We start from the raw sequence: 21,468 nt of genomic DNA, 5'->3' as shown, positions 1-21,468 counted from the left end.
TTCCACAGGGGTTTTCTTTATTGTCATATCGTTACTGTATTGCAGGCAATGCCTGTATTCTTCAATATTTCCAGTTCTTTTTTCTTACCGGTGCTTACGATCACCTGTCTCTGATCTCCGGTAAGCCATGTAACAGTCTGAGCAGCATTTTCAAGGTCATATGCTCCAAACATTTCTTCCAACAGTACAGGAAGCTTCTCTGCACCGCACAGGATCTCACCCATAGCAAGGCGAAGAGAAAGATATATCTGTCCTACTGTGATCAGCCGGAGATTCTCTATCGCTACAAGATCATTTCCCGTATCTACGCGGATATGGAAGTCTTCATCAATCAAAAGCTCTCTGCACTCTCCGCCTGTGATTCCGCGGAGGATCTCTGACATGGTCTCAACCAGACGGTTTCCTGTCTTCTCGTAAATTCTGGCCGATAATTTCTCGATCGTATCCATTGCATAATTAATAGAATCGATCTTTATCTCATCTATCAGAGGAAGATATGCATATTCTTCCATCTCCTGAAGTTCCTCTGTCAGATTGGCAAGTGCCGTATTCTTTTCGTGAAGCTCATCATCCAGTTCATTCCTGCCGTCCTGAAGCTTATTCTGCTTCGCCAGCCATCTGCTCTTCATACGTTTACGTTTTTCCAGCTCACGCACGGTACGCATCTCAAAATTAGTCTCTGCCATAAAGACAAGCGCTCCCGCAATTCCCACCAGGACTGCCGGAACCACTGTCTGCATGTTCATTCCCATATAAATTGCTGCTGAAAAAACGGCAATAACGGTAGCGCACATTATAATGATCTGCGTGCGGTTCTTTTTTTCCAGTTCACTGATACGTCCATCCAGCATCTGGAAGCCATTGCTGTCTCCACTTGTCTTAAGCGCACTCTGCTGCTCTCCAATCTGTTGCTTCTGATCCTCCAGATCGCTGATTTCTTCGCGCAGGCGGCGAATCGCCGTGCTTACTTTGCCTTTTTCAAGCTTATCTGCCTTTTTGCGGCGCTCTACCTGCACCTGATATCCTTTACGGGTCATCTTAAGTCTCTGAGAAGTACGGCGAAGGTCCACTGTCCTGTCCGCGCTCCACTGGAATCCCGCAATCTGTCGCTGCACCTCACGTACGATCTCTGATCCGGTGTTGCCTTTAAGGGGTGCAATACAGATTGCATTCTCAAAAACGGATTCACTGATTCCCTGAGCTACCTTTGAATCGCTGATTCGGTCCGCATCCATCAGCTCTCCGCTTGTTTCACAGAGAAGCTCGCTGTACGGAGTCTCCCGGTGCAGATCACGTGTCAGACGGTAATTTCTTCCGCCGCTTTCAAACCAGAGAACACCGGCATATGGAAATTCCGCATTGCCAAAAAGCATTTTTTCTATAAATGTGCGTACTTCCTCCCGCATCTGTTCTTTTTCATCGTACAGTGCATTCAGACCGGATGTAAATTTCAGTGTTTTGTTTTTTATTGATCCGAAATCCTTGATTTCTATCTGTCTGATTTTCATAATCGTTTCCTGTCATCTGTCAGAACCTGTGTACTTAAGAGGGCCTGCAATCCGTAATACAGTGCCTTCTTTTCTACAACGGTCAGATCTTTGTTCAGAAATTTGTTTATATAATCACCGATCAACGTTCCTCGATACTGTCGGTAAAGTTCCTCTATATTGTATGCCGGTCTGGATTCGTCCATAATCTCAACAATATTGCCCAGTCCATGCAACCGTTCGGTCAGCAGTACATTGTCCGGAGAAACCCGGCCTTTCAGAATAAGGCGGTATATGTTTCTGCCGCCACGGCGCATCACTTCACTTCGCAACATTTCTTCAAGCTTATACTGCGTCGTATTTCTGTCTACATTCAGAACGAGATTCTGATAGGAACGGTTCGCACACGGCACAAGACGTACTTTCACATTGCCGTCCTCATATTCTCCCTGAATATAGCCGTGTTTGCCAAGATCATTACGATCCAGTGGCTCCAGCGAGCCGGAATAGGCAATCTTGTCACGGCAGACTGTATGCGGCTTATGAGAATGCCCAAGCGCGACATAATCAAACCCGGCCCCTGCAAGTCCGGTAAAATCCATCGGACAGCAGCTTAAATCTCCGCCATGTGCAAGAAGCACATGGAATCCCGGTTTGTTAACCGGCTTCCACTCATCATACAGAGGAGACCGCACTTCTTTGTGTTCGAAGCTCAGGCCGTAGACAAATATATTTTTTTCCGGAATCTCCACGCAGTGCTGTTCTTCCGTGTCAAAAAACGTGACATTCGTTGCCCAGCGGAATGTCCTGTAAAAAGAGTCCTCTTTTATGTAATCATGGTCTCCTGCCATAAGAAAGATTCTGGTTTCCGGAATCGCGGCAAACCATTCATTGACCTGTCGAAGCTGGCCAAGCAGTGGCTGCCGGTGAAAAAGATCTCCGGCTATAAACAACAAATCCACCGGATTCTTGCGGATACCCGCAATAACCCGGCGGAATGTTTCCCAGATTTCTTCTTCTCTCTCGTGGCTCCAGGGGCAGCCCCGGTCAGGAACTGCGCCCAAATGCACATCAGAAAGATGAATAAATCTTATCATGCAAAACTACTCCTTATAAATCGCAGTTGTTTACTGTTCTCGGGAATGGAATGACGTCACGGATGTTGCCCATACCTGTCAGGTACATTACGCAGCGCTCGAATCCAAGTCCGAATCCGGAATGACGGGTAGAACCGTATTTACGCAGATCCATGTAGAACTGATACTCCTCAGCCTTCAGCCCCATCTCATCCATACGGGCTTTCAGCTTGTCATAATCATCCTCTCTCTGGCTTCCGCCGATAATCTCGCCGATTCCAGGAACAAGGCAGTCCATAGCGGCAACGGTCTTGCCGTCTTCGTTCTGTTTCATATAGAATGCCTTGATTTCCTTCGGATAATCGGTAACAAATACCGGTTTCTTAAAGATCTGCTCTGTCAGATAACGCTCATGCTCTGTCTGAAGGTCACAGCCCCAGAATACTTTGTAATCGAATTTGTCGTTGTTTTTCTCCAGAAGTTCAATTGCTTCTGTGTAAGTTACATGACCGAATTCAGAATTTACTACATGGTTCAGACGATCCAGAAGTCCCTTGTCGATGAAGGAATTAAAGAAGTTCATTTCCTCCGGAGCATTCTCAAGGACATAACGGATCACGTATTTCAGCATCTCTTCTGCAAGGTCCATGTTGTCATCCAGATCTGCAAATGCACATTCCGGCTCGATCATCCAGAACTCTGCTGCATGACGTGTCGTGTTGGAGTTCTCAGCACGGAAAGTCGGTCCGAATGTGTAGATATTACGGAATGCCTGTGCATAAGTCTCACCGTTGAGCTGACCGCTTACAGTAAGGTTGGTCTCTTTGCCAAAGAAATCCTGGCTGTAATCTACAGTACCATCCTCATTCATCGGAGGATTTTTCATGTCAAGTGTAGTAACCTGGAACATCTCTCCTGCACCCTCACAGTCACTTCCTGTGATCAGTGGAGTGTGTACATATACAAATCCCTTCTCCTGAAAGAATTTGTGGATCGCATATGCACAAAGAGAACGTACACGGAACACTGCCTGGAAAGTGTTGGTTCTCGGTCTTAAATGTGTCATGGTTCTTAAGTATTCCAGTGTATGGCGTTTTTTCTGAAGCGGATAGTCCGGAGCAGATGCACCCTCTACCTGTACTTCTTCTGCCTGAATTTCAAATGGCTGTTTTGCTTCCGGTGTCGGAACCAGTGTACCTTTGACAATGATCGCAGCACCAACATTTAATTTGCTGATCTCTGCAAAGTTTGGCATGTTGTCATGATATACGACCTGCAGAGTCTCAAAAAAAGTACCGTCATGAAGTACGATAAATCCAAATGCTTTGGATCCACGTACACTTCGTACCCATCCTCCTACGGATACCTCTTTGTTCAGGTATTCTTCTCTGTTTTTATAAATTTCTTTTACCGTTGTGAGCTTCATAATCTATACCTCTCTGTTTATTCATTTCTCATCCAATTGACTTCTAGTATAGACTATTCAACGGATTCCTGCAAGGAGTAAATCAGGGAGAACTGCTGTTTTTATTCGTTCCACTTAAGGATTCCGGCAGCAGAATAATCATCCGCCATATTATAGGAAGCAATTCCTTTCTCGGTCACAAGGTAAAAAGTATCTTTGATATAAATACCGCGTGCAGTACGGTAGTCCTGCCATTCCATTCCATCGTCAAAAAGGCCACAGTCGTTCATCTTCACATAAGCGTTTGGAACAAAACCGTCTTCTTCATCAAAGGAGAATACACTGTAATAGAAGTTTTCACTTGAATCATAGATATCCGAATTGCTTCCATACATACCGTAGGCAAAACCAAACAGGCCTTTCTTCGGCGCAGCCAGAATCGAACGGTAATTTGTAAGTGCATCGCAGAAAGAAACATCCTTCAGTACAAAACGGTCGGTTTCTTTTACATCGGACGGATCACTGATGTCAAACATTGAGCATTTCATTCCAATCGTATTTCCGGTATCCGGATCTGTCTCCCATCCAATTCCGAGCAGCCTGTTTTCGCCATAAAAGTGCAGGTAAGAGGAAAATCCGGTAATTTTCAGCTCACCGAGCACCTTCGGATTTTCCGGGTCTGAAAGATCGACGGAGAAAAGCGGGTCTGTGTTTTTGTATGTGACAAAATACCCGGTCTCCCCCATAAATCGGGCAGATTTGATTTCTTCTCCTTCTGCAAGATTCTCGATCTTACCAACTGTTTTCATTGAAGGATCCAGCACATACAGGCTGTTGCTCCGTGAAAAATCACTGTAATCGGAGCTCCAGGATTCCACGGTCGTTACTACACGGAGATGATCTGCATATTCGTCTAATGAAAAATTGTCATTGAGTTCTCCTGCGACGGAGCCGGTGCTTCCGTCCGTGAATTTGCCGTCTGCATAACCGATGCGTACAAGTTCTGTACGGGTCTCTTTTTCGTTCCAGGTCGATACTGCGGAATAAATATTGTTTTCGCTCACGTAGAAGGTTTCTGCACCGCTGACAACTGCCATAATATCAGAAGCCTGATCCGGTGTCCCAACTGCAACTGCGCCGGAAACCAGATATGCCTTTCCATTGTAGGCAAAATCATCCGAACCCTCCTGCTCCGGCAGGTAGATATGATCGTATGCGATATATTCCTGTCCGCTTCTTGGGACATAATACTCAAGCTGATCTGCATTGTTTCCCGTATCCGGCATGTAGGAAGTAAAAAGATACAAATAACCGTTGCTTTGTCTGGATGAGAGATAGGAACCGTCCTGCTGATAAGTTCCTGTCAGTTTCGGAGCAGTTCTGTCCGATATATCGTATGTCAAAACAGAAACGGTCGTCACCGGCATGCTGTAGCTTGAGCGTACTGACTGCGTACTGTCGCTGTCGGAGTCCTCATCACTCGCTGACGGAAGATTCAGTTCTCCTTTGTAAGTGACGTATTCTATCTGCTGGCGGATTAACTGCAGGCAGTTTCCTTCCACATACATTTCTTTGTAATCAGCGCTGTTTTCGCCGTTAATCGTTCCAATCAGCTTCATGGACGCCGCGTCTACGATCCTGACTGTGCCCTTGCTGTCCATCGCATAAATGTAGGTTCCGTCTGTCTTTACAATATCTGCTTCGTCGACCATTTCTTCCTGCGTATTGGTTGATGAATAATCACCCGAATCTGATTTTTCATCATAACTGAAAGCAGAATCGATTTCGCCCTCAGGATACGCAGCAATTACGCTGTCCGGGGAAGCTGCATCCGCTGACGCCATATCTGATGCTGCCGCTGTATTTGCGCTTCCAGTGTCGGCCGATTCTTCAATTGTCATTACACGGGCATAGTTACTGGTAGTCGGGTTTTCATTCCATTCTTTAAGCATGTTGTACAGATCATCATAGCTGTCCATATGGGCAATGCCTGAGACCGGATCTGTCGCCTGTGCAACTTTGACAGGTTCGGCTGCTTCCGGTGAAACTGTGTCAAATTCTGTTGTGTCGGATTCTTCGGCACTTTGAATATCTGCCTGTTCCAGTGCCGTTTCATTAGCAGACTCCGAGGCGGTCTGTGCATCATTACCTGCTGTATATGTTGTGTCTCCTGACTTTGCCCCGGTACGCGTCTTTAACATCCCCGGAGTGATTCCCAGGGCTGCAATTACAACGACTGCCGCTGCTGCACCGATATATCGGGAAGTTCGGGCATTCCAGAATCTGTGTGTGGCGGTGCCTTTTGGCTGATCTTCTTTCTCCGTCCGGGCTGCTTCATTTGGCTGTTGATTTTTGCTCTGCTCTTCGAGCATTTTCTGTACATTCTCCGGTTTCAGGGAATCCGGCACCGGAGTATCTTCCATTGATTTCCTGATCTTATCCATCAATTCTCTGTCATCCATATTGCTGCCTCCTTTCTATGCAAGAAATTCTTTCATCTTATTCAGCCCGCGGCTGATCCGCGAACGGACCGTATTGTGGTTCATCTGCATCATTTCTCCGATCTCATGGCTCTTGAATCCGCCAATGACATTGAGGCAGATGATCCGCCGCTCTGTTTCGTCCAGACGATCCAGTGCCTCCCGTACCTGCAACGATTCTTCCGTCGCATCGCCTGTCGGCAGGTCATCCGGCAGTTCAACCGTCTTTTGGGTATATTCTTTTAGTTTGCGCTTGCATTTGTTGGACAGTATCTGAAAAATCCATACCCGGAATTTCTCATTATCACGCAGTTTCTCCACTGTTGCAAACGCATCTGCCACTGCCTCACTCACGGCATCCTCCGCATCCTGCGGATTCTTCAGGGTGTGGAGTGCAAAATAGTACAGCTCCCTATACACCTTTTCATAATATGCGGCAAATACTTCAGGCTTTTTTAAATCGTCCATGTTTCACCTCTGTTTCTGCCCGGCCCCCGCCGGTTCTGTGTTCTGTTTGATGCATCTGTATATTAGTGTCATTTTAGCATGGTTTTGTTGCATGGCTGTAAAAATTTTTCTGAATATATACAAAAAGAACCCGAAATTTCTTCCGGGTTCCACTTTCTGATGCTTTTACACTATGTAATTATAATGTCTCGATGAATCTCATAAATGCTTTTCTTCCTTCTGGTGTGCATTTGTATACACCGGCATCTTCGAGTACATGTACAAACACATTGCCGACCTCTTTCTGGAGGATTTCATGGATGTTGTCTTTGTTGATGTCCTTGTATTTCGGGAGCACTTCTGCTGCCCATGCCGCATGTTTCTCGATCTTTTCGTTGGAAGCGATGTCTTTGCCTTCCAGAATGTATTCTTCAAGAAGTTCCAGTTCTTCTTTCAGACGTGCCGGAAGTACGGCAAGTCCCATGACCTCGATGAGACCGATATTTTCTTTTTTGATGTGATGATACTGCGCATGCGGATGATATACACCAAGCGGATTTTCTTCGGTTGTGATGTTGTTTCGAAGTGTCAGATCCAGTTCATACATGTCACCGACTTTACGTGCGATCGGAGTGATCGTGTTGTGCGGTTCACCGTCTGTCTCAGCAAAAATAAATGCTGCTTCATCGGTATATCCTCTCCAAACTTCCAGTACATGTGTCGCAAGATCGACCAGACGGTCAGAGTCTTTATGACGGATACGAAGCACTGACAGCGGCCACTTAACGATGCCAGCCTCTACATCCTCATAACCCGGGATCGTCACATGTTTCTCAATCGGAGCTTTTGCCATTGCAAATGTATAATGACCGCCCTGGAAATGGTCATGGCTCAGAATGGAGCCGCCAACGATCGGAAGATCCGCATTGGAACCCAGGAAATAATGTGGAAACAGTTTGACAAAATCAAACAGCTTGATAAATGCATTTCTCTCGATCTTCATCGGGGTATGTTTGCTGTTAAACACGATACAGTGCTCATTGTAATATACATACGGAGAATACTGGAATCCCCATGGTGTATCATTGATCGTGATCGGAATGATTCTGTGATTCTGTCTTGCCGGGTGGTTTACACGTCCTGCATATCCCTCATTTTCCGGGCAGAGCAGACATTTCGGATAACTGCTTGCTTTGGCATTTTTTGCTGCTGCGATCGCTTTCGGATCTTTTTCCGGTTTGGAAAGGTTGATAGTGATATCAATTTCTCCATACGGGCTGTCCACTTTCCATTTCTGGTCTTTTTTTACACGATAACGACGAATATAGTTGCTGTCCTGGCTCAGTTTGTAAAAATAATCCGTTGCTTTCTGCGGATCATCCTGATATCTGTCCCAGAACTCTTTCTGAACCTGTGCCGGACGGGGCATCAGGCAGTTCATCAGTCTGGTGTCAAAAAGATCACGGTAGACCACACTGTCTTCGATCAGTCCCCTCTTTACTGCTTCATCCAGAAGTTCATTCAGAGTTTCTTCCAGATCCACACCGGAAAATTTCTCTTCCGGCTCGGTGTATTCATCTTCGTGAAATACATCCAGAAGAAGGTTCGTTGTGTAATTTTTCTCACACTCCGGAACCAGTCCTGACTCAACTCCATACTGTACAAGTTTTGCGATGCCTTTGCTTAACATAAGCCTGTCCCCCTGTAAAATTATTTTTGGTTATCAAGATAAGAAATAAACACATTGCCCGCCTGCTGGAAAAGAGCGGTACTGTCGTTCATTCCATACGGGCTGACTTCGCCTGTCGCAGGATCCAGAAGCCATGTATTGTATGCGTCATATCCGACGATCACGACACTGGTATCTGCACCGGTTTTTGCTATAACTGCACGCTGTGCGCTGATCTCATAAAGGACATTTTCCAGACTGCATCCGGTAAGATCGATCACAGTTCCGGAATCTCCCAAACCTTCCTGCAGCTTGTCTTTATCCCATGAACCACTTCGGATGATTTCAGGAACATCCTCCGTATTCAACGTAAGCTGTGTTTTCATATTTCCACGTTCCCAGACATATTGCTGTGCCCTGTTCAAAACCACACCTGTCCGGCTGTCTGCCTGCAGTACTGCTTGTGCCGGATCAGTCCACACACTGTCCAATCCACCGCGGGCATATACATAATAAACGTTTCCAAGCTGGCTCTTGTCTACTTCGACCTGAACAATATTCTCGCTGCCGTTTTTTATTTTGGCGGTAAGAATCAGCGGTTCATCTGCCTCCGGTTTGTCAATGAATACCAGCTTGACGATAACACCCTGACGTGTCGTACTCGTCTGCTCCACAGAAACCAGATCTGCCGAAGTTTTCTTATTGTTCATGATATTGTCTTTATTCTTTACGGTGTACGCATTTCCATTCTTTTCTGACAGGTTAAATTCCATCATAGAACTTCCGACCGTCACGTCTGTAATATAATATCCATCCTGATGATACTCTTTTTTGATATTTCCGTCAAAATCTTCTATCTTTATTGATGTAATTCCGTCGACCGTATGTCCGTTTTCATCAGTAAGGCTGTCCCCGTCAAGCACATTTCCATAAATCAGGTCTTCATTCATAAAACCGAGTACCCGAAACTGCTGCGAAGCATCCGGTGTATTATTTCTTGTCTTAAGTGAGTCAAAATCAATGTATTCGATCTGTCCCGCCTGATCACCGTCCGTGATTCTCCATGCCGCATGTGCATTCGTCTCAGATACGGCAAACTGATTACTGTCGATGTTTTCTGCCAGAACTTTATATTCGCTGTCATCAATATTGATCTGGTAAAGACTTCCGGAAAGGAGCAGGAACAGCTGGTTTTTCTTGTTTACATAACTCAATGTACCGAGATCGGATTTCAAAAACTCAAACGACTCTGTCGTCGGGATAAATACTTTCTCCTCAACTACATTCTGGTCATGATTATAATGATAGATTCCGGCTCCGCAGTAGCCTTCGTGGTTTCCGCGGTTCATGTAACCATAGACCATAAAATTGACATCGCCGTCGTCTTCCACGCTCAGAAGCTTAATGTCATGTTCCGTATGTGAATCACGGAAATCTCCTTTTGCCGCCTTACGGAAATCAAACACCTGTGCAAACTTGCCGTTGTTCTGTGTATAAGTCCAGAGTGCCCCTTCCTGCACAAAAGCCGTCACACTTCCCTCTGTATTTGTAAGATAGGTCACGTTTTTGTTACGGACTCCGAGCAGCAATCCGTCATCCGTGATCACTGACTGTTTCGGGTCAAATACCTGTCCTGCGGACCGCTCAAAATCAAGCAGACGAATACGGTCTTCCGAATAACGCAGGCGGTAAAAATCTGTTACATTATAATATTCTGCACCACCGTTTTCATTTGCGGCACAGATTTCATATTCCAGTGAAATACTTGCAGTCGTCTCATTGATCTCTTTGATGACCGGTATCCCTTTCTTTGTGATCTGCGGATTTAAATTGCCCCAGCTTATCACAGAAAGTGGTGATTTAATGGAAACGGATGCAAAATTTGTCGTCGCTGAATCTGCAGATTCCAGATATGCGGCAAGATTATCTGCCGAAGTTTTGTCCATACACATCTGCGCAAAATCAGATGCAAATTTCACATAAGCCTGCGTATTTGTAGAGGATCTTGAAACGACTCTCGTATAATAATAGGCTTCTCCATCATTTGTATCGACCGTCAGTTGCATGGAATACTCCTGATTCATCAGAAGCCCGGAATTGATCTCAATCTGTGCACGGAGATAACCGTCCGATCCTGAAGAATTCAGATCTTTGATCTTACGGTTTTCGACGATCTTTGTTCCATCGGAAGTACGCACCTCATAAGAAAGGCTCTTTACTTTTTCGTCATAAGGATTGATTGCGATTGTCAGCTTCTTAGTTGTATCAAGTGGTGTCACGCTGTCACGGACAAAATCTGCTTCCATCGGCTGTCGGTAACCATACATGCGGTTTGCAAGCGTTCCATTAAAATCCACCATCACTTCCGGAAGCGTCGGATTATTCATATCTGAACGGTCATCCGTCGTTTCGTTATTCATAAGAAACACCGTACCGGTCACTCCCAGTATGAAGATTACCAGAAGGATCAAAAACCTTTTCAGTACTTTTAGCATGGTTTCAGACTCCCTTCTTAAGGTGCAGCCCGTCCGGATAAAGCAGTTTTTCCAGTGTCAGATGGCTGTTCAGCGCATCGTTCATCGCAGGAAGTCCCTCCGGGAAATGAGCTTTTTCATTTTTGACCGCACGGATCAGAAGATTCTTCGGGGTATGTTCCATATCAATAAATTCAAGGATCTGTGTGCTGTAACCTTTCGCTTCAAGAAGTTCTGCACGGATACCATCTGTCAGAAGCGCCGAAATACGTTCTTTCAGGATGCCATATTTCAGCACCGGCTCCAGAAGTTCATTGTGGATCTGACTGTTCAGCTCATGCTGGCAGCACGGCACAGATAAGATCACCTGCGCATCCCACTCGACAGCTTTTGCAAGCGCATAATCTGTCGCCTTGTCACAGGCATGGAGTGTCACAACCATATCGACCTTCTGTAGACCCTCATAATCTGCAATATCACCATGCAGGAAATGCAGCTTGTCATAGCCATATTTCTGAGCAAGGCCGTTACATTTCTTAATAACATCTTCTTTCAGATCAAGGCCGATGATATTGACATCGTATCCTTTGAGTTCTTTCAGATAATAATACATGGCAAAGGTCAGATAAGATTTGCCACATCCGAAATCCAGAATCGTGATCTCCCGTTCTCTGGACAACGCCGGAAGAATATCCTCGATAAATTCCAGAAAACGGTTGATCTGCTTAAATTTGTCATAAGAAGTATTGTGGATTTTGCCCTCACGGTTCATCACGCCAAGGTCCACAAGAAACGGAACTGCCGTCCCTTCTTTTAGAATATATTGTTTCACCCGGTTATGCGCCTGGATCCTGACTGTTTCCCGCGCCGGATGCTTTTTGACTTTGATTGTCTGCCTGCCTTTTTTGCTGACCAGAACCGTCCCATCCACGCATCTTCCCTGTATCTGAAACTGCGAAAAACAGCCTTCGCCAAGGTTTGCCTCCACATAGGAAATGATTTCTTCTCTTGTATAATTCGAGTGGAGCACCTTCGTTCCCACGGTGGAAGAAGCCTGATAACAGACACTGCCTTTCAGTTCGATCGGGCGTATCCGCACACGGGACGGAACATCTTTTTCCTTGCTTCTCTGACCGCTTAATACTGCAAGCATCAGATCTTCATCAAATTGTTTTTCCAAAAATTCCTGTAATGTCATCATATAAAATAAATCTTTCTTTCTGTCACACTGTACATCTGTGATACAAAGCTTCCTGTCAGAATCTCCGGCATCTGCGCCGTCTGCAGCGTCTCCTTGAAATTTCCTGATACAGAAGCACTTCGATCAGATCATCTAAAAAGCGATCCGAAATCTCCTGCAGCTCAAGTTCCCCTGCAACCTGCTCGCGTATCTGTCTGCACAGGCTGTGCATCATTAGTCTGTCGGGATATTCGTCATAAAGTCTGCTTCCTTCATAATCCAGAAACTCACATTCTTCTTCTACTTTTTCCTGCACTTTAAGTGCTGTATCCGGAAAATAAGATTTCATCAGGGCAAATTCTCTTTCCTGCATGCGTTCTCCGCTATAAAGCGCCGGACTGGCATAAGTCAGATAAAATGGTAAAAACTTGTCGTAATACATGGACAGGCTCCTGCTTTACCATCGTCCCTATCATTTTATGCAGGACTATGCGAAATGTGCCGCAATCAGCCCTGGATGTCTTTCAGAATGCGAAGTGTCAGTTTGAAGCTGTGCTCTGCTGCCATTGCCTCAAATGTCGGATAATCCATTTCTGCACTTCCGTCTGCTTTGTCGGAAATCGCACGGATCACAAGGAACGGAACATTGTTAAGGTATGCTGCCTGAGCGATTGCTGCGCCCTCCATTTCAACGGCATATGCACCGAATTCTTTTACGACGAAATCTTTTACACCCTGGTCTGCAACGAACTGATCGCCGGATGCGATACGTCCCTCAAATACATCGATGTCCGGATTGACTTCTTTGCATGCCTGCACTGCCAACTTGCGGAGTGCATCATCACTGTGGAAAGAAAATGCATCCATCTGCGGAATCTGACCTACCGGATAACCAAATGCTACTGCATTCATATCATGATGGATAAGGTCTGTGGAAACTACGATATCACCGATGTTGATATCTGCATTCAGACTTCCTGCGATACCTGTATTGATCACGACTTCTGCATGGAAATCGTCGATCAGGATCTGTGTACAAATTGCTGCATTTACTTTACCGATTCCAGAACGGACAACTACTACTTTTTTGCCTTCTAAAACACCGGCATAAAATTCCATGGAAGCTTTGCGTGTAATTTCCACATCCTGCATGCGCTCTTTCAGACTTGCAACCTCTACTTCCATCGCTCCAATAATACCGATACATCTCATGATAAAATTCTCCTGTCTTTTTTCTGTATTCTGTACTGTTCCCAGACATATCATTCTACTTTTAATATTTCACATCTGTTATTCTGTCATGAACAGTTCTGTTAAGTTTAAATAGTTACTGTTCACTCCGTTCACAGCAACTTTAAATATACTTTTTTATTATACCAAATGTTGCGTTTATATGGAAACTTTTTTTCTTTTCTGCTATACTGTCTCAAGGAGGTTGATATTATGGTATATAAAACATCCGGCGTCTGTTCAAGCGCCATCTCATTTGAAATTGACGAACAGGGAAAAGTTCATGATGTAAAATTTCAGGGCGGATGCTCCGGCAACACACAGGGCGTAGCCAAACTGATCGAAGGCATGGATGCCAAAGAAGCAATCAGCAGACTCGAAGGGATCCGCTGCGGATTCAGACCAACATCCTGTCCGGACCAGCTTTCCAAAGCTCTGAAAGAAGCTTTAAACTAAATTTTTTTCCTGTACAGCTACATGCTGTATATAAGTACATACAGAGAACCTGCCACTGACAGCTTCTCTCGCATACTTTGGCATCAATTGCAAAACCGGAGAACCACATCGGCTCTCCGGTTTTTGCGTTCTTGACATTGTTTTTTATTTTCAGTTCTTTATGACAGATCATCACGGTCCCATTTATCACACAGTGACTGCACTTCTCTCGTAAAGCGGTCGAGATCTTTGTTCGGAATCCCTTCACTCTTGCGGATAACAGACATAAGGCGCTGTCCCATGGCAACCAGTTTCTGGAATGCACGTGCAGCCTTCGAAGTCTTCGGTGAAACAGCAGTTTTCGTGATCTTGATGCCCTGTGCTTCATAGATGCAGACGTTTTCTGCGAGGTCAAAGACAGTGCCGCTGAACGGTGCCATCGCATCCAGTCCAAGTTCTTCTTCAAGACGTCTTGCAAAAATCTCCGTCACTTCATCATCACCATGTGTAACAAAAACTTTCGCCGGTTTCTGATTGAAAGATTTGATCCAGGTCATCAGTCCGTTTACATCGGCATGACCGCTGATACCCGGCATCTGGCAGATTTCTGCACCAACATAAACAGTCTCGCCGAAAAGTTTTACCTCTGTAGCACCTTCGAGAAGTGATCTTCCGAGGGTACCGATTGCCTGATAACCTACAAACAAGATCGTGTTATTCGGATTCCACAGATTGTGTTTCAGGTGATGTTTGATTCGACCGGCATCACACATACCGCTCGCAGAAATAATTACCTTGCAGTCTTCGTCAAAGTTGATTGCTTTGGAATCGTCACTTGTGATCGAGGTTTTCAGTCCCGGGAACATCAATGGGTTGATGCCCTTATTTACAAGTGCCATGGCTTCTTCATCAAAGCAGTCATAAATATGTTCATTAAAAATGGTTGTCGCTTCATTTGCCAGCGGACTGTCCACATAAACCTTGAAGTTGTCGTGTCCATGGACGCGTCCTTCTTCTTTGATCTGGCGAATGAAATAAAGCATCTCCTGTGTACGTCCTACCGCAAATGACGGAATAATGACGCTTCCTCCGCGGTCGAAGGTTCTCTGGATCACTTCACTCAGAAGTCCCACATAATCCGGACGGTCGCCATGGCTTCTGTCACCGTAGGTCGATTCCATCACAACATAATCGGCATCGTGAAGGTATACTGGGTCTTTGATCAGTGGCTGATTGAGATTTCCGATGTCACCGGAGAATACAATTTTTTTCTCTTTTCCATCTTCGTTGATGATCACTTCAATGCTTGCAGAGCCAAGCAGGTGTCCGGCATCGACAAATCGTACACGGATGCCCTCTGCCGGTGTGATTGTCTTTTCATATGGACACGGAACAAAATTCTGCAGAACCCCCAGTGCATCCTCCATTGTATATGCCGGTATAAATTCCGGCTTGCCCTGACGACGTCCCTTACGGTTTCGCCATTCTGCCTCGAACATCTGAATATGGGCGCTGTCTCGAAGCATAATATCACAGAGATGGCAGGTCGCCTGTGTCGCATAAACCGGTCCCTGAAAACCTTTTGCATAGATTGCCGGCAGATTTCCGGAATGATCCATGTGTGCGTGAGTCAGGAGAACAAAATCAAGGTCACTTCCCTTAACCGGTATTTCCTGATTTTCATAATAATCGGGTCCCTGTTCCATACCACAGTCTACAAGAAACTTCTTACCGGCAGCTTCCAGATAATAACAGCTTCCGGTCACTTCATGTGTCGCCCCAATAAAGGTTATCTTCATGTGCGAGCCCCCTTTGTCTGAAAAATCATGTAAATATATATTGTTGTAACCATTATACACGGTTTGCTTGTTTTTTAACAGTCTTTTTGTGTAAAATCACAGGAGAAATACAAGAAAAGAAAAGAACAGGACGAGATCTGAAATCCCGCCCTGCCTTTACATGATTTTGGTTTGGTTTTTAAAAGTCTGCAGACAGCTCGTCCCTTCGAAAGGTAACGGATGTTTACACGGTTTATTAATTTACATTCTCCAGTGTCCGTGATGCCCGCAGTAGTTTGGTTTAAAAATTTTGTCTTAGGTTTTTAAAGTTTTAATTTGTTAATTGGTTTTACATGGTTTAAAAAATTTGGTTTTTAGTTGGTTTTTGGTTTTCTCTTAAATGTTGTTTTTGGGTTAATAGTTACTATTGAATGATTGGAATTACTTAATCATGATACCTTGTGTCAGAGTGGACGTAGATTCCTTTAAGCCACCATTGCTGGCTGCATGATATCCACGCACACGATAGTAAGTGCCACTTGGAACAATAACATCAATGGTTTTTCCAAGACTGGTCGCATTGTTTGCTGTGAAATTCCAGTATTTATATGTACTATACTCTCCATTCACTTTTCGTTCCAGATAAAGCGACAGATATACTTTTGCACATTTCTTATGACACTGTGTTACACCATAAATTGCCAGTTCGCCACTGTTTACTTTCTGAATTTTCACATTTCCAAAGTTCAGGTTTGTTCCGCGAAGTACACTGTAACTGGTATCCTCAGAATAATCCTCCATAGTTTCCTCATTGGTGAACTCTTCCTCTGTAATTTCATCCAGAATACTGGTTGTTTCTGCCAGTACCGGTGTTGCACACATAGATATTGACATTCCAACTGCCATAAGAAGACCAAGTAATTTCTTTCTTTTGCTCATTTCTCACTTCCTTTCACTATGTAAACATACCCTTACATAATATATACGTAAGAAATCGCAAAAAATCACTCTAAATTCTCATTTCTTTTATAATTTTTTTCAATTCAGCTAATTCTATTCTTCCTGAAAAATTATATTCCGTATCATTCTTTGTCCATCGTGCCTCAAAATTAGGTATTTCCTCCTCATCATCCACGGTCTCTTTTATAGTAATCTCTTCTCCTTCTTCATTAAGAACAATTTCCTCTTTGCCTTCGCCATGTATACTTTTAATGTTACTAGCTGTGTTTTCATTTTGTTTATCTATCATTAAAGCCAAAATATTATCATCACATATATATTCTATTCTAGCGCTGTCTGTTTCCTGACTAATCTGATAGTTCAAAAATTTCATCCCATCTGGTCTGTAATAAAAGCCCGGAACTTTAACATCTATTTTGTTCTCAATATCCTGTATTGCCTCATATTCGTCAATATTTACATTTTCATTCTCGTTATCATTTCCAGTTATTATTTTTGTATCATTCCCTGTCAGATACTTAAATCCTCTGACCCAATAATTCCTATTCGCCTCACTTGTCATGCTCGCGGCAAACACACACATTAGACATACGCCTGCCACACCCGCGACTTTACCCAGCCGCAGATAACTCCGCTTCTTTCTGACCGGACGGTCATTCTTTGAACTTTTCTCCGACGATACCCTAATATCAGACACTGCTACTGTCTCTGTCTTCACGGGCGAATTGAAACCTTCTGTTGCCCTTGCTACGGTACCAGCCTGTTTTGAACTTTCCGGCTCCATAGAGACAACTTTATCCGCAACTGCTTTTTCCGCGCCACCATCCTCCTTCGAGGTTCTCGCCTCCATAGAGATAATTTTCTCCCTGGCTGTCTTTGACACAGAAGCATTGTTCTTCTTCGCCACAGCATCTCCGGCAATTTCTGTCCCGACACCTCTGACCGCTTTCTTTGAAAGCTCAGAAGTGTCATCCGGCTCATCCGCCTCGTCATACAGCCCTTCTTCTTTCAGGCGCTGGTAGAATTTCTCTCTGGGGACACTCAGCTCTTCTGCAATATCAGGATTTTTCTCATACTCCTGTCCGGCAAGCAGAGATTTCTCGATCAGCTCTGCCTCATTAGTATATGTTTCTTCAAGCCACTGCCGAAATTTCTCATCATCTTCCATATCCGGCATGTCCGGTATCAGATCCTCTATATGATTGTGATTATCCTTTTGTTCTTGTTCAAACTTTTCTTTCATCTTACTATCTCCTGCCGCCGTTTTTACCTCACTTTACACAAACGACAGCTCTATCTCTCCTTGACAATTTTGTCCCGGTGGTTCATAGTTATGGTTAATAAAAAGATTTTTCAGGAGGAATTCCCTATGAAACATATTGTTCTTACCGGCGGTGGTACTGCCGGCCACGTTACCCCAAATATTGCCCTGATTCCGACACTTAAAGCAGCCGGATATCAGATTTCCTATATTGGTTCCTATGAAGGTATTGAGCGTAAGCTCATCGAAGAAATGGGAATTCCTTATTACGGAATCTCCTCAGGCAAACTCAGACGTTACTTTGATCCTAAGAACTTTTCCGATCCGTTCAGGGTTCTCAAAGGTTTCCACGAAGCCAAAAAGCTTCTTAAGAAACTGAAACCTGACGTTGTATTTTCCAAGGGCGGTTTCGTAACCGTCCCGGTTGTTATCGCTGCAAAAAAATGCAAGATTCCAGCAATTATTCATGAATCAGATATGACTCCGGGCCTTGCCAACAAGCTCTGTATCCCTTCCGCAGTTAAAGTGTGCTGTAACTTTCCTGAGACAGTCAGCAGTCTTCCGGCAGACAAGGCAGTCCTCACCGGTACTCCGATCCGTCAGGAACTTCTGAAAGGTGACAAAGAAGCCGGCAGACAATTCTGCGGATTCACTTCCGACAAACCGGTCCTTATGGTAATCGGCGGCAGCCTCGGTGCAGCCTCGGTCAACGACCATGTCCGTAAGATTCTCCCGGAACTTCTGAAAGAATTCCAGGTCATCCATCTCTGCGGCAAAGGCAAAATGGATGAGTCTCTCAATGGTACTGAAGGTTATGTACAGTATGAATACATCAAGGAAGAACTCCCGGATCTCTTCGCACTGTCCGATGTCGTGATCTCCCGTGCAGGCGCGAATGCAATCTGTGAAATCAGTGCTCTTCACAAACCAAATCTTCTGATTCCGCTCTCTGCAAATGCAAGCCGCGGTGACCAGATTCTGAATGCCCGCTCTTTTGAAAAACAGGGGTTCAGCATGGTACTTGAAGAGGAGGAAATCACTGATGAAAAGCTCCTCGATACCATCCATCAGTTATACAAAAACCGCCACACATTCGAAGAAGCAATGGCAGGTGGCAAACAGATGGATTCCATTCATCATATCTTTTCTCTTATTGAGGAATGTGTATTATCCAGATAAGCAACAGAAGGCAGTTACCTGTGTGACTGCCTTCTTAGTTTCTCCAGTTCTTCTATAATCCACGCCTTTGAACGCAGATTACGGTTGTTTACATTGTTCGTTGTGATCCCGTATTCCTCAGCAACTTCCGAGGCCGGAATCCTGTGCATCTTAGTTTTTATCAAAATATCGTAGTTCTGTGGATTTCTCATTCTGAGTTTCCGAAGAACAAGTCTCTGATAAGTTTCTTCTTCCATACGCAGAAGCCGTGCTTCCGGGTCTCCTCTTTCATCGGGAGTCTCTTCCACACCCTCTTCGTCGAATGTACACATTTCCTGTTTGGTGGAGGGTTTTCTGAAATAATCGTTGCATCTGTTTGTAGTTGCGCGAAAAACCAGTGCTTTCAGTTTCTTATGGTCTGAATAATCCAGATTTTCCCTCATCTTGTATAATGTGATGAAAATCTCCTGACTGATATCTTCTGCCAGAAGTTTATCCTTCGTGATACAGTATGCAACATATGCTGAGAATCTTTGATATTCATCATAGAACTTATTAAAATTCTCAATCGTCATTCGTATTTACGCTTTCGTTTTATTTTGTCATTTTTTCTTACGTATTCTGTATGACTCATGCTTTTACTTTACTCAGAATCTCTTCTTTCATTTCATCGGTCAGCTCACCCGGTTTCCATGTCAGACCAACCTGGTCGCCTTCATAACGCGGAATCAGATGCATATGGAAATGAAAAACTGTCTGACCTGCAATCTCACCATTGTTCTGTACGATGTTAAATCCGTCACAGTTCAGTCCGTCTCTGAGCTTTGTTGCCATTTTTTTTGCAAGAACCATTGCTTTCGCTGCGGTCTCATCCGGAAGTTCATAAATATTGGCGGCATGTGATTTCGGAAGAATCAGCGAATGTCCCTTAGAAGCCGGTCCCAGATCCAGGATCACGCGGAAGTCTTCGTCCTCATATAATGTAGCGGATGGAATTTCTCCATTCGCGATTTTACAAAAAATACAATTTTCCATGATAAATTCCTCCTTCAGAATTCTGTAAAAATAACTGTTTAATAACTATATTGTCTCGTATTTGTGCGAATTTTTCAATACGAAATTTGTTGATTGTGGTATTTTATGATGATACACTTCCCATGAGGTGACAGATTATGCAGGAAAAGAACAAATTTGAACAGCAAAAAAAAGAATTTCAGTCGACACTCTCGATGTTCTCACATGAGATACGTAACCCCCTCGCTCTTATCACAAGTGAGTTACAGATGTTATCCGACCATCATCCGCAACTTTGTCTGGATGAACACTGGGACAACATTATGGAAAATCTGAATTACATCCGCGAGCTTCTCGATGAACTTTCCCGGTACCAGAATGCAGGACATCTCTCTCTCGTATCAACAGATACAAGCCTGTGGCTTGATCGAATTACCAATACCTTTCGACCTGCACTGGATTATCTGGGCATTGTACTTGAGACTGACATCCCTAAGGATCTTCCCCATCTTGAACTGGATCAGACAAAAATCCGTCAGGCTCTTTTTAATCTTCTCCGCAATGCACAGGAGGCCATTCAGCACGCACACGGAAAAATCCAGATTGCCGCTTCTGCTGTTTCAGATGGAATACAGATCACCGTCCATGACAATGGCTGTGGTATGACTGCCCAGCAGACGGAACAGATCTTTTTTCCTTTCGTAACGTACAAGCCCGGCGGCACAGGTCTCGGGCTTGCTGTCACCCGGCAGATTATCGAAGCACACCATGGGACGCTCCGCGTCGAAAGTGTACCCGGTGAAGGAACAATCTTTTATATTCTTCTGCCTCTCGGATGATACAGAAGAATGGAAATCATCATTCCACAAACCAGTCCTGCAACGTGGGCTGTATTGTCCACTCCTGTACTGGTAAATCCATAATAAAGAGAAAAAAATGCCATGACAAGAATCTGTCTTGCAGACAGATCTCCGAGCCATCCTTTGTTGCGGATCACAATATAAATCATCGCTCCCATAACAGCAAAAACTGCACCGGAAGCGCCCGCTGATACGGCAAAATCCATAGATTTCAGCTCAATAAGCACTGAGATCACATTGCCGAGAAGTCCGCCTACAATATAGATAATCAGAAATTTTAGCTTGCCGATCACACGTTCAAGACGGCTTCCCAGAACAAACAGAACCAGCATATTATTCAAAAGGTGTTCGATTCCGAAATGCAGGAACATACAGGTAAACAGTCGGTAATATTCCCCACCTTCTATGATCATCGGTGTGTAGGCTGCGCCACAGTCCAGCATATGCATCGTGTTCTGTGAACTGCCGGTGAATTCCACCGCGAGAAACACAATAATATTGATCAGGATCAGGCCGACTGTCACCGGCTCTTTTTTTATTTCTTCCATATAGAT

General features: G+C 44.4%; 19 protein-coding genes. 3 read left to right on the top strand and 16 right to left on the bottom strand.

Annotated elements, in window-relative coordinates; translation table 11 throughout:
• Positions 1–23: 23 nt before the first annotated feature.
• The 10 genes from DWW86_RS08550 to DWW86_RS08505 all read right to left on the bottom strand — a co-directional run bounded on the left by DWW86_RS08550 (position 24) and on the right by DWW86_RS08505 (position 13,430).
• Positions 24–1,508, bottom strand: a complete 1,485-nt coding sequence (locus DWW86_RS08550) for a hypothetical protein (RefSeq protein WP_117942834.1) — start codon at positions 1,506–1,508, stop codon at positions 24–26.
• Positions 1,505–2,584, bottom strand: a complete 1,080-nt coding sequence (locus DWW86_RS08545) for a metallophosphoesterase family protein (protein WP_117942833.1) — start codon at positions 2,582–2,584, stop codon at positions 1,505–1,507. Before DWW86_RS08545 ends, DWW86_RS08550 begins: the two co-directional genes overlap by 4 nt.
• Positions 2,585–2,597: 13 nt before the next feature.
• Positions 2,598–3,989: an asparagine--tRNA ligase gene (asnS, locus tag DWW86_RS08540; RefSeq protein WP_015540792.1), complete on the bottom strand. Its 1,392-nt coding sequence runs from the start codon at positions 3,987–3,989 to the stop codon at positions 2,598–2,600.
• A gap of 101 nt (positions 3,990–4,090) precedes the next feature.
• The gene (locus DWW86_RS08535; protein WP_117942832.1) at positions 4,091–6,430 is read right to left on the bottom strand and encodes a beta-propeller domain-containing protein; all 2,340 of its coding nucleotides are present in this window, start codon (positions 6,428–6,430) and stop codon (positions 4,091–4,093) included.
• Between the two features lie 15 nt (positions 6,431–6,445).
• Complete coding sequence (locus DWW86_RS08530; RefSeq protein ID WP_072522806.1) at positions 6,446–6,916, bottom strand: RNA polymerase sigma factor; 471 nt, start codon at positions 6,914–6,916, stop codon at positions 6,446–6,448.
• A 178-nt stretch (positions 6,917–7,094) separates the two neighbouring features.
• Entirely contained in the window at positions 7,095–8,585 is a 1,491-nt protein-coding gene (gene galT, locus DWW86_RS08525) for a UDP-glucose--hexose-1-phosphate uridylyltransferase (RefSeq protein WP_117942831.1), read from the bottom strand.
• Positions 8,586–8,605: 20 nt separating this feature from the next.
• Positions 8,606–11,059 carry a hypothetical protein gene (locus DWW86_RS08520; RefSeq protein WP_117942830.1) on the bottom strand — a complete coding sequence of 818 codons (2,454 nt, stop codon included), beginning with the start codon at positions 11,057–11,059 and terminating at the stop codon, positions 8,606–8,608.
• A gap of 4 nt (positions 11,060–11,063) precedes the next feature.
• Positions 11,064–12,239, bottom strand: coding sequence for a class I SAM-dependent methyltransferase (locus DWW86_RS08515; RefSeq protein WP_117942829.1), 1,176 nt, complete (start codon positions 12,237–12,239; stop codon positions 11,064–11,066).
• Positions 12,240–12,294: 55 nt separating this feature from the next.
• Positions 12,295–12,660, bottom strand: a complete 366-nt coding sequence (locus DWW86_RS08510; protein WP_117942828.1) for a hypothetical protein — start codon at positions 12,658–12,660, stop codon at positions 12,295–12,297.
• 65 nt (positions 12,661–12,725) lie between these two features.
• A complete protein-coding gene (locus tag DWW86_RS08505; protein ID WP_117942827.1) occupies positions 12,726–13,430 on the bottom strand; it encodes a 5'-methylthioadenosine/adenosylhomocysteine nucleosidase in 705 nt (234 codons plus the stop codon).
• Positions 13,431–13,661: 231 nt separating this feature from the next.
• Here DWW86_RS08505 and DWW86_RS08500 point away from each other — a divergent pair, with 231 nt between their 5' ends.
• Positions 13,662–13,904, top strand: a complete 243-nt coding sequence (locus DWW86_RS08500) for a TIGR03905 family TSCPD domain-containing protein (RefSeq protein WP_015540779.1) — start codon at positions 13,662–13,664, stop codon at positions 13,902–13,904.
• Between the two features lie 158 nt (positions 13,905–14,062).
• Here the strand turns inward: DWW86_RS08500 and DWW86_RS08495 are convergent, their stop codons facing one another.
• The 3 genes from DWW86_RS08495 to DWW86_RS08485 form a co-directional block, all read right to left on the bottom strand.
• Complete coding sequence (locus tag DWW86_RS08495; RefSeq protein ID WP_117942826.1) at positions 14,063–15,682, bottom strand: MBL fold metallo-hydrolase RNA specificity domain-containing protein; 1,620 nt, start codon at positions 15,680–15,682, stop codon at positions 14,063–14,065.
• Between the two features lie 420 nt (positions 15,683–16,102).
• Positions 16,103–16,600: a DUF6147 family protein gene (locus DWW86_RS08490; protein WP_117942825.1), complete on the bottom strand. Its 498-nt coding sequence runs from the start codon at positions 16,598–16,600 to the stop codon at positions 16,103–16,105.
• Between the two features lie 70 nt (positions 16,601–16,670).
• Positions 16,671–17,864, bottom strand: coding sequence for a DUF4367 domain-containing protein (locus DWW86_RS08485; RefSeq protein WP_117942824.1), 1,194 nt, complete (start codon positions 17,862–17,864; stop codon positions 16,671–16,673).
• A 126-nt stretch (positions 17,865–17,990) separates the two neighbouring features.
• Here DWW86_RS08485 and murG point away from each other — a divergent pair, with 126 nt between their 5' ends.
• Positions 17,991–19,061, top strand: a complete 1,071-nt coding sequence (gene murG / locus DWW86_RS08480; protein WP_015540773.1) for an undecaprenyldiphospho-muramoylpentapeptide beta-N-acetylglucosaminyltransferase — start codon at positions 17,991–17,993, stop codon at positions 19,059–19,061.
• Positions 19,062–19,075: 14 nt separating this feature from the next.
• Here the strand turns inward: murG and DWW86_RS08475 are convergent, their stop codons facing one another.
• On the bottom strand, positions 19,076–19,615 hold the full coding sequence (locus tag DWW86_RS08475; RefSeq protein WP_117942823.1) for an RNA polymerase sigma factor: 540 nt from the start codon (positions 19,613–19,615) through the stop codon (positions 19,076–19,078).
• 55 nt (positions 19,616–19,670) lie between these two features.
• Positions 19,671–20,075 (bottom strand): HIT family protein, encoded by a 405-nt coding sequence (locus DWW86_RS08470; RefSeq protein ID WP_015540771.1) that lies wholly within the window; start codon positions 20,073–20,075, stop codon positions 19,671–19,673.
• A 137-nt stretch (positions 20,076–20,212) separates the two neighbouring features.
• Here DWW86_RS08470 and DWW86_RS08465 point away from each other — a divergent pair, with 137 nt between their 5' ends.
• A complete protein-coding gene (locus DWW86_RS08465; RefSeq protein ID WP_072522793.1) occupies positions 20,213–20,893 on the top strand; it encodes a sensor histidine kinase in 681 nt (226 codons plus the stop codon).
• On the opposite strand, the gene DWW86_RS08460 is transcribed toward DWW86_RS08465, so the two are convergent.
• Positions 20,869–21,462 carry a rhomboid family intramembrane serine protease gene (locus DWW86_RS08460; RefSeq protein ID WP_117942858.1) on the bottom strand — a complete coding sequence of 198 codons (594 nt, stop codon included), beginning with the start codon at positions 21,460–21,462 and terminating at the stop codon, positions 20,869–20,871. The genes DWW86_RS08465 and DWW86_RS08460 overlap by 25 nt on opposite strands.
• Positions 21,463–21,468: the final 6 nt, after the last annotated feature.

This window comes from Ruminococcus sp. AF17-22AC (assembly GCF_003460065.1).
In the GTDB taxonomy this organism is placed as follows: Bacteria; Bacillota; Clostridia; order Lachnospirales; family Lachnospiraceae; genus Blautia_A.
Note: the sequence above shows the minus strand (reverse complement) of the source record. Positions and strands in the feature narration are given on the sequence as shown.

Coding starts and splice junctions, on each gene's coding strand:
- DWW86_RS08550 (WP_117942834.1), bottom strand. CDS start 1,508: ATGAAAATCAGACAGATAGAAATCAAGGATTTCGGATCAATAAAAAAC.
- DWW86_RS08545 (WP_117942833.1), bottom strand. CDS start 2,584: ATGATAAGATTTATTCATCTTTCTGATGTGCATTTGGGCGCAGTTCCT.
- asnS (WP_015540792.1), bottom strand. CDS start 3,989: ATGAAGCTCACAACGGTAAAAGAAATTTATAAAAACAGAGAAGAATAC.
- DWW86_RS08535 (WP_117942832.1), bottom strand. CDS start 6,430: ATGGATGACAGAGAATTGATGGATAAGATCAGGAAATCAATGGAAGAT.
- DWW86_RS08530 (WP_072522806.1), bottom strand. CDS start 6,916: ATGGACGATTTAAAAAAGCCTGAAGTATTTGCCGCATATTATGAAAAG.
- galT (WP_117942831.1), bottom strand. CDS start 8,585: ATGTTAAGCAAAGGCATCGCAAAACTTGTACAGTATGGAGTTGAGTCA.
- DWW86_RS08520 (WP_117942830.1), bottom strand. CDS start 11,059: ATGCTAAAAGTACTGAAAAGGTTTTTGATCCTTCTGGTAATCTTCATA.
- DWW86_RS08515 (WP_117942829.1), bottom strand. CDS start 12,239: ATGATGACATTACAGGAATTTTTGGAAAAACAATTTGATGAAGATCTG.
- DWW86_RS08510 (WP_117942828.1), bottom strand. CDS start 12,660: ATGTATTACGACAAGTTTTTACCATTTTATCTGACTTATGCCAGTCCG.
- DWW86_RS08505 (WP_117942827.1), bottom strand. CDS start 13,430: ATGAGATGTATCGGTATTATTGGAGCGATGGAAGTAGAGGTTGCAAGT.
- DWW86_RS08500 (WP_015540779.1), top strand. CDS start 13,662: ATGGTATATAAAACATCCGGCGTCTGTTCAAGCGCCATCTCATTTGAA.
- DWW86_RS08495 (WP_117942826.1), bottom strand. CDS start 15,682: ATGAAGATAACCTTTATTGGGGCGACACATGAAGTGACCGGAAGCTGT.
- DWW86_RS08490 (WP_117942825.1), bottom strand. CDS start 16,600: ATGAGCAAAAGAAAGAAATTACTTGGTCTTCTTATGGCAGTTGGAATG.
- DWW86_RS08485 (WP_117942824.1), bottom strand. CDS start 17,864: ATGAAAGAAAAGTTTGAACAAGAACAAAAGGATAATCACAATCATATA.
- murG (WP_015540773.1), top strand. CDS start 17,991: ATGAAACATATTGTTCTTACCGGCGGTGGTACTGCCGGCCACGTTACC.
- DWW86_RS08475 (WP_117942823.1), bottom strand. CDS start 19,615: ATGACGATTGAGAATTTTAATAAGTTCTATGATGAATATCAAAGATTC.
- DWW86_RS08470 (WP_015540771.1), bottom strand. CDS start 20,075: ATGGAAAATTGTATTTTTTGTAAAATCGCGAATGGAGAAATTCCATCC.
- DWW86_RS08465 (WP_072522793.1), top strand. CDS start 20,213: ATGCAGGAAAAGAACAAATTTGAACAGCAAAAAAAAGAATTTCAGTCG.
- DWW86_RS08460 (WP_117942858.1), bottom strand. CDS start 21,462: ATGGAAGAAATAAAAAAAGAGCCGGTGACAGTCGGCCTGATCCTGATC.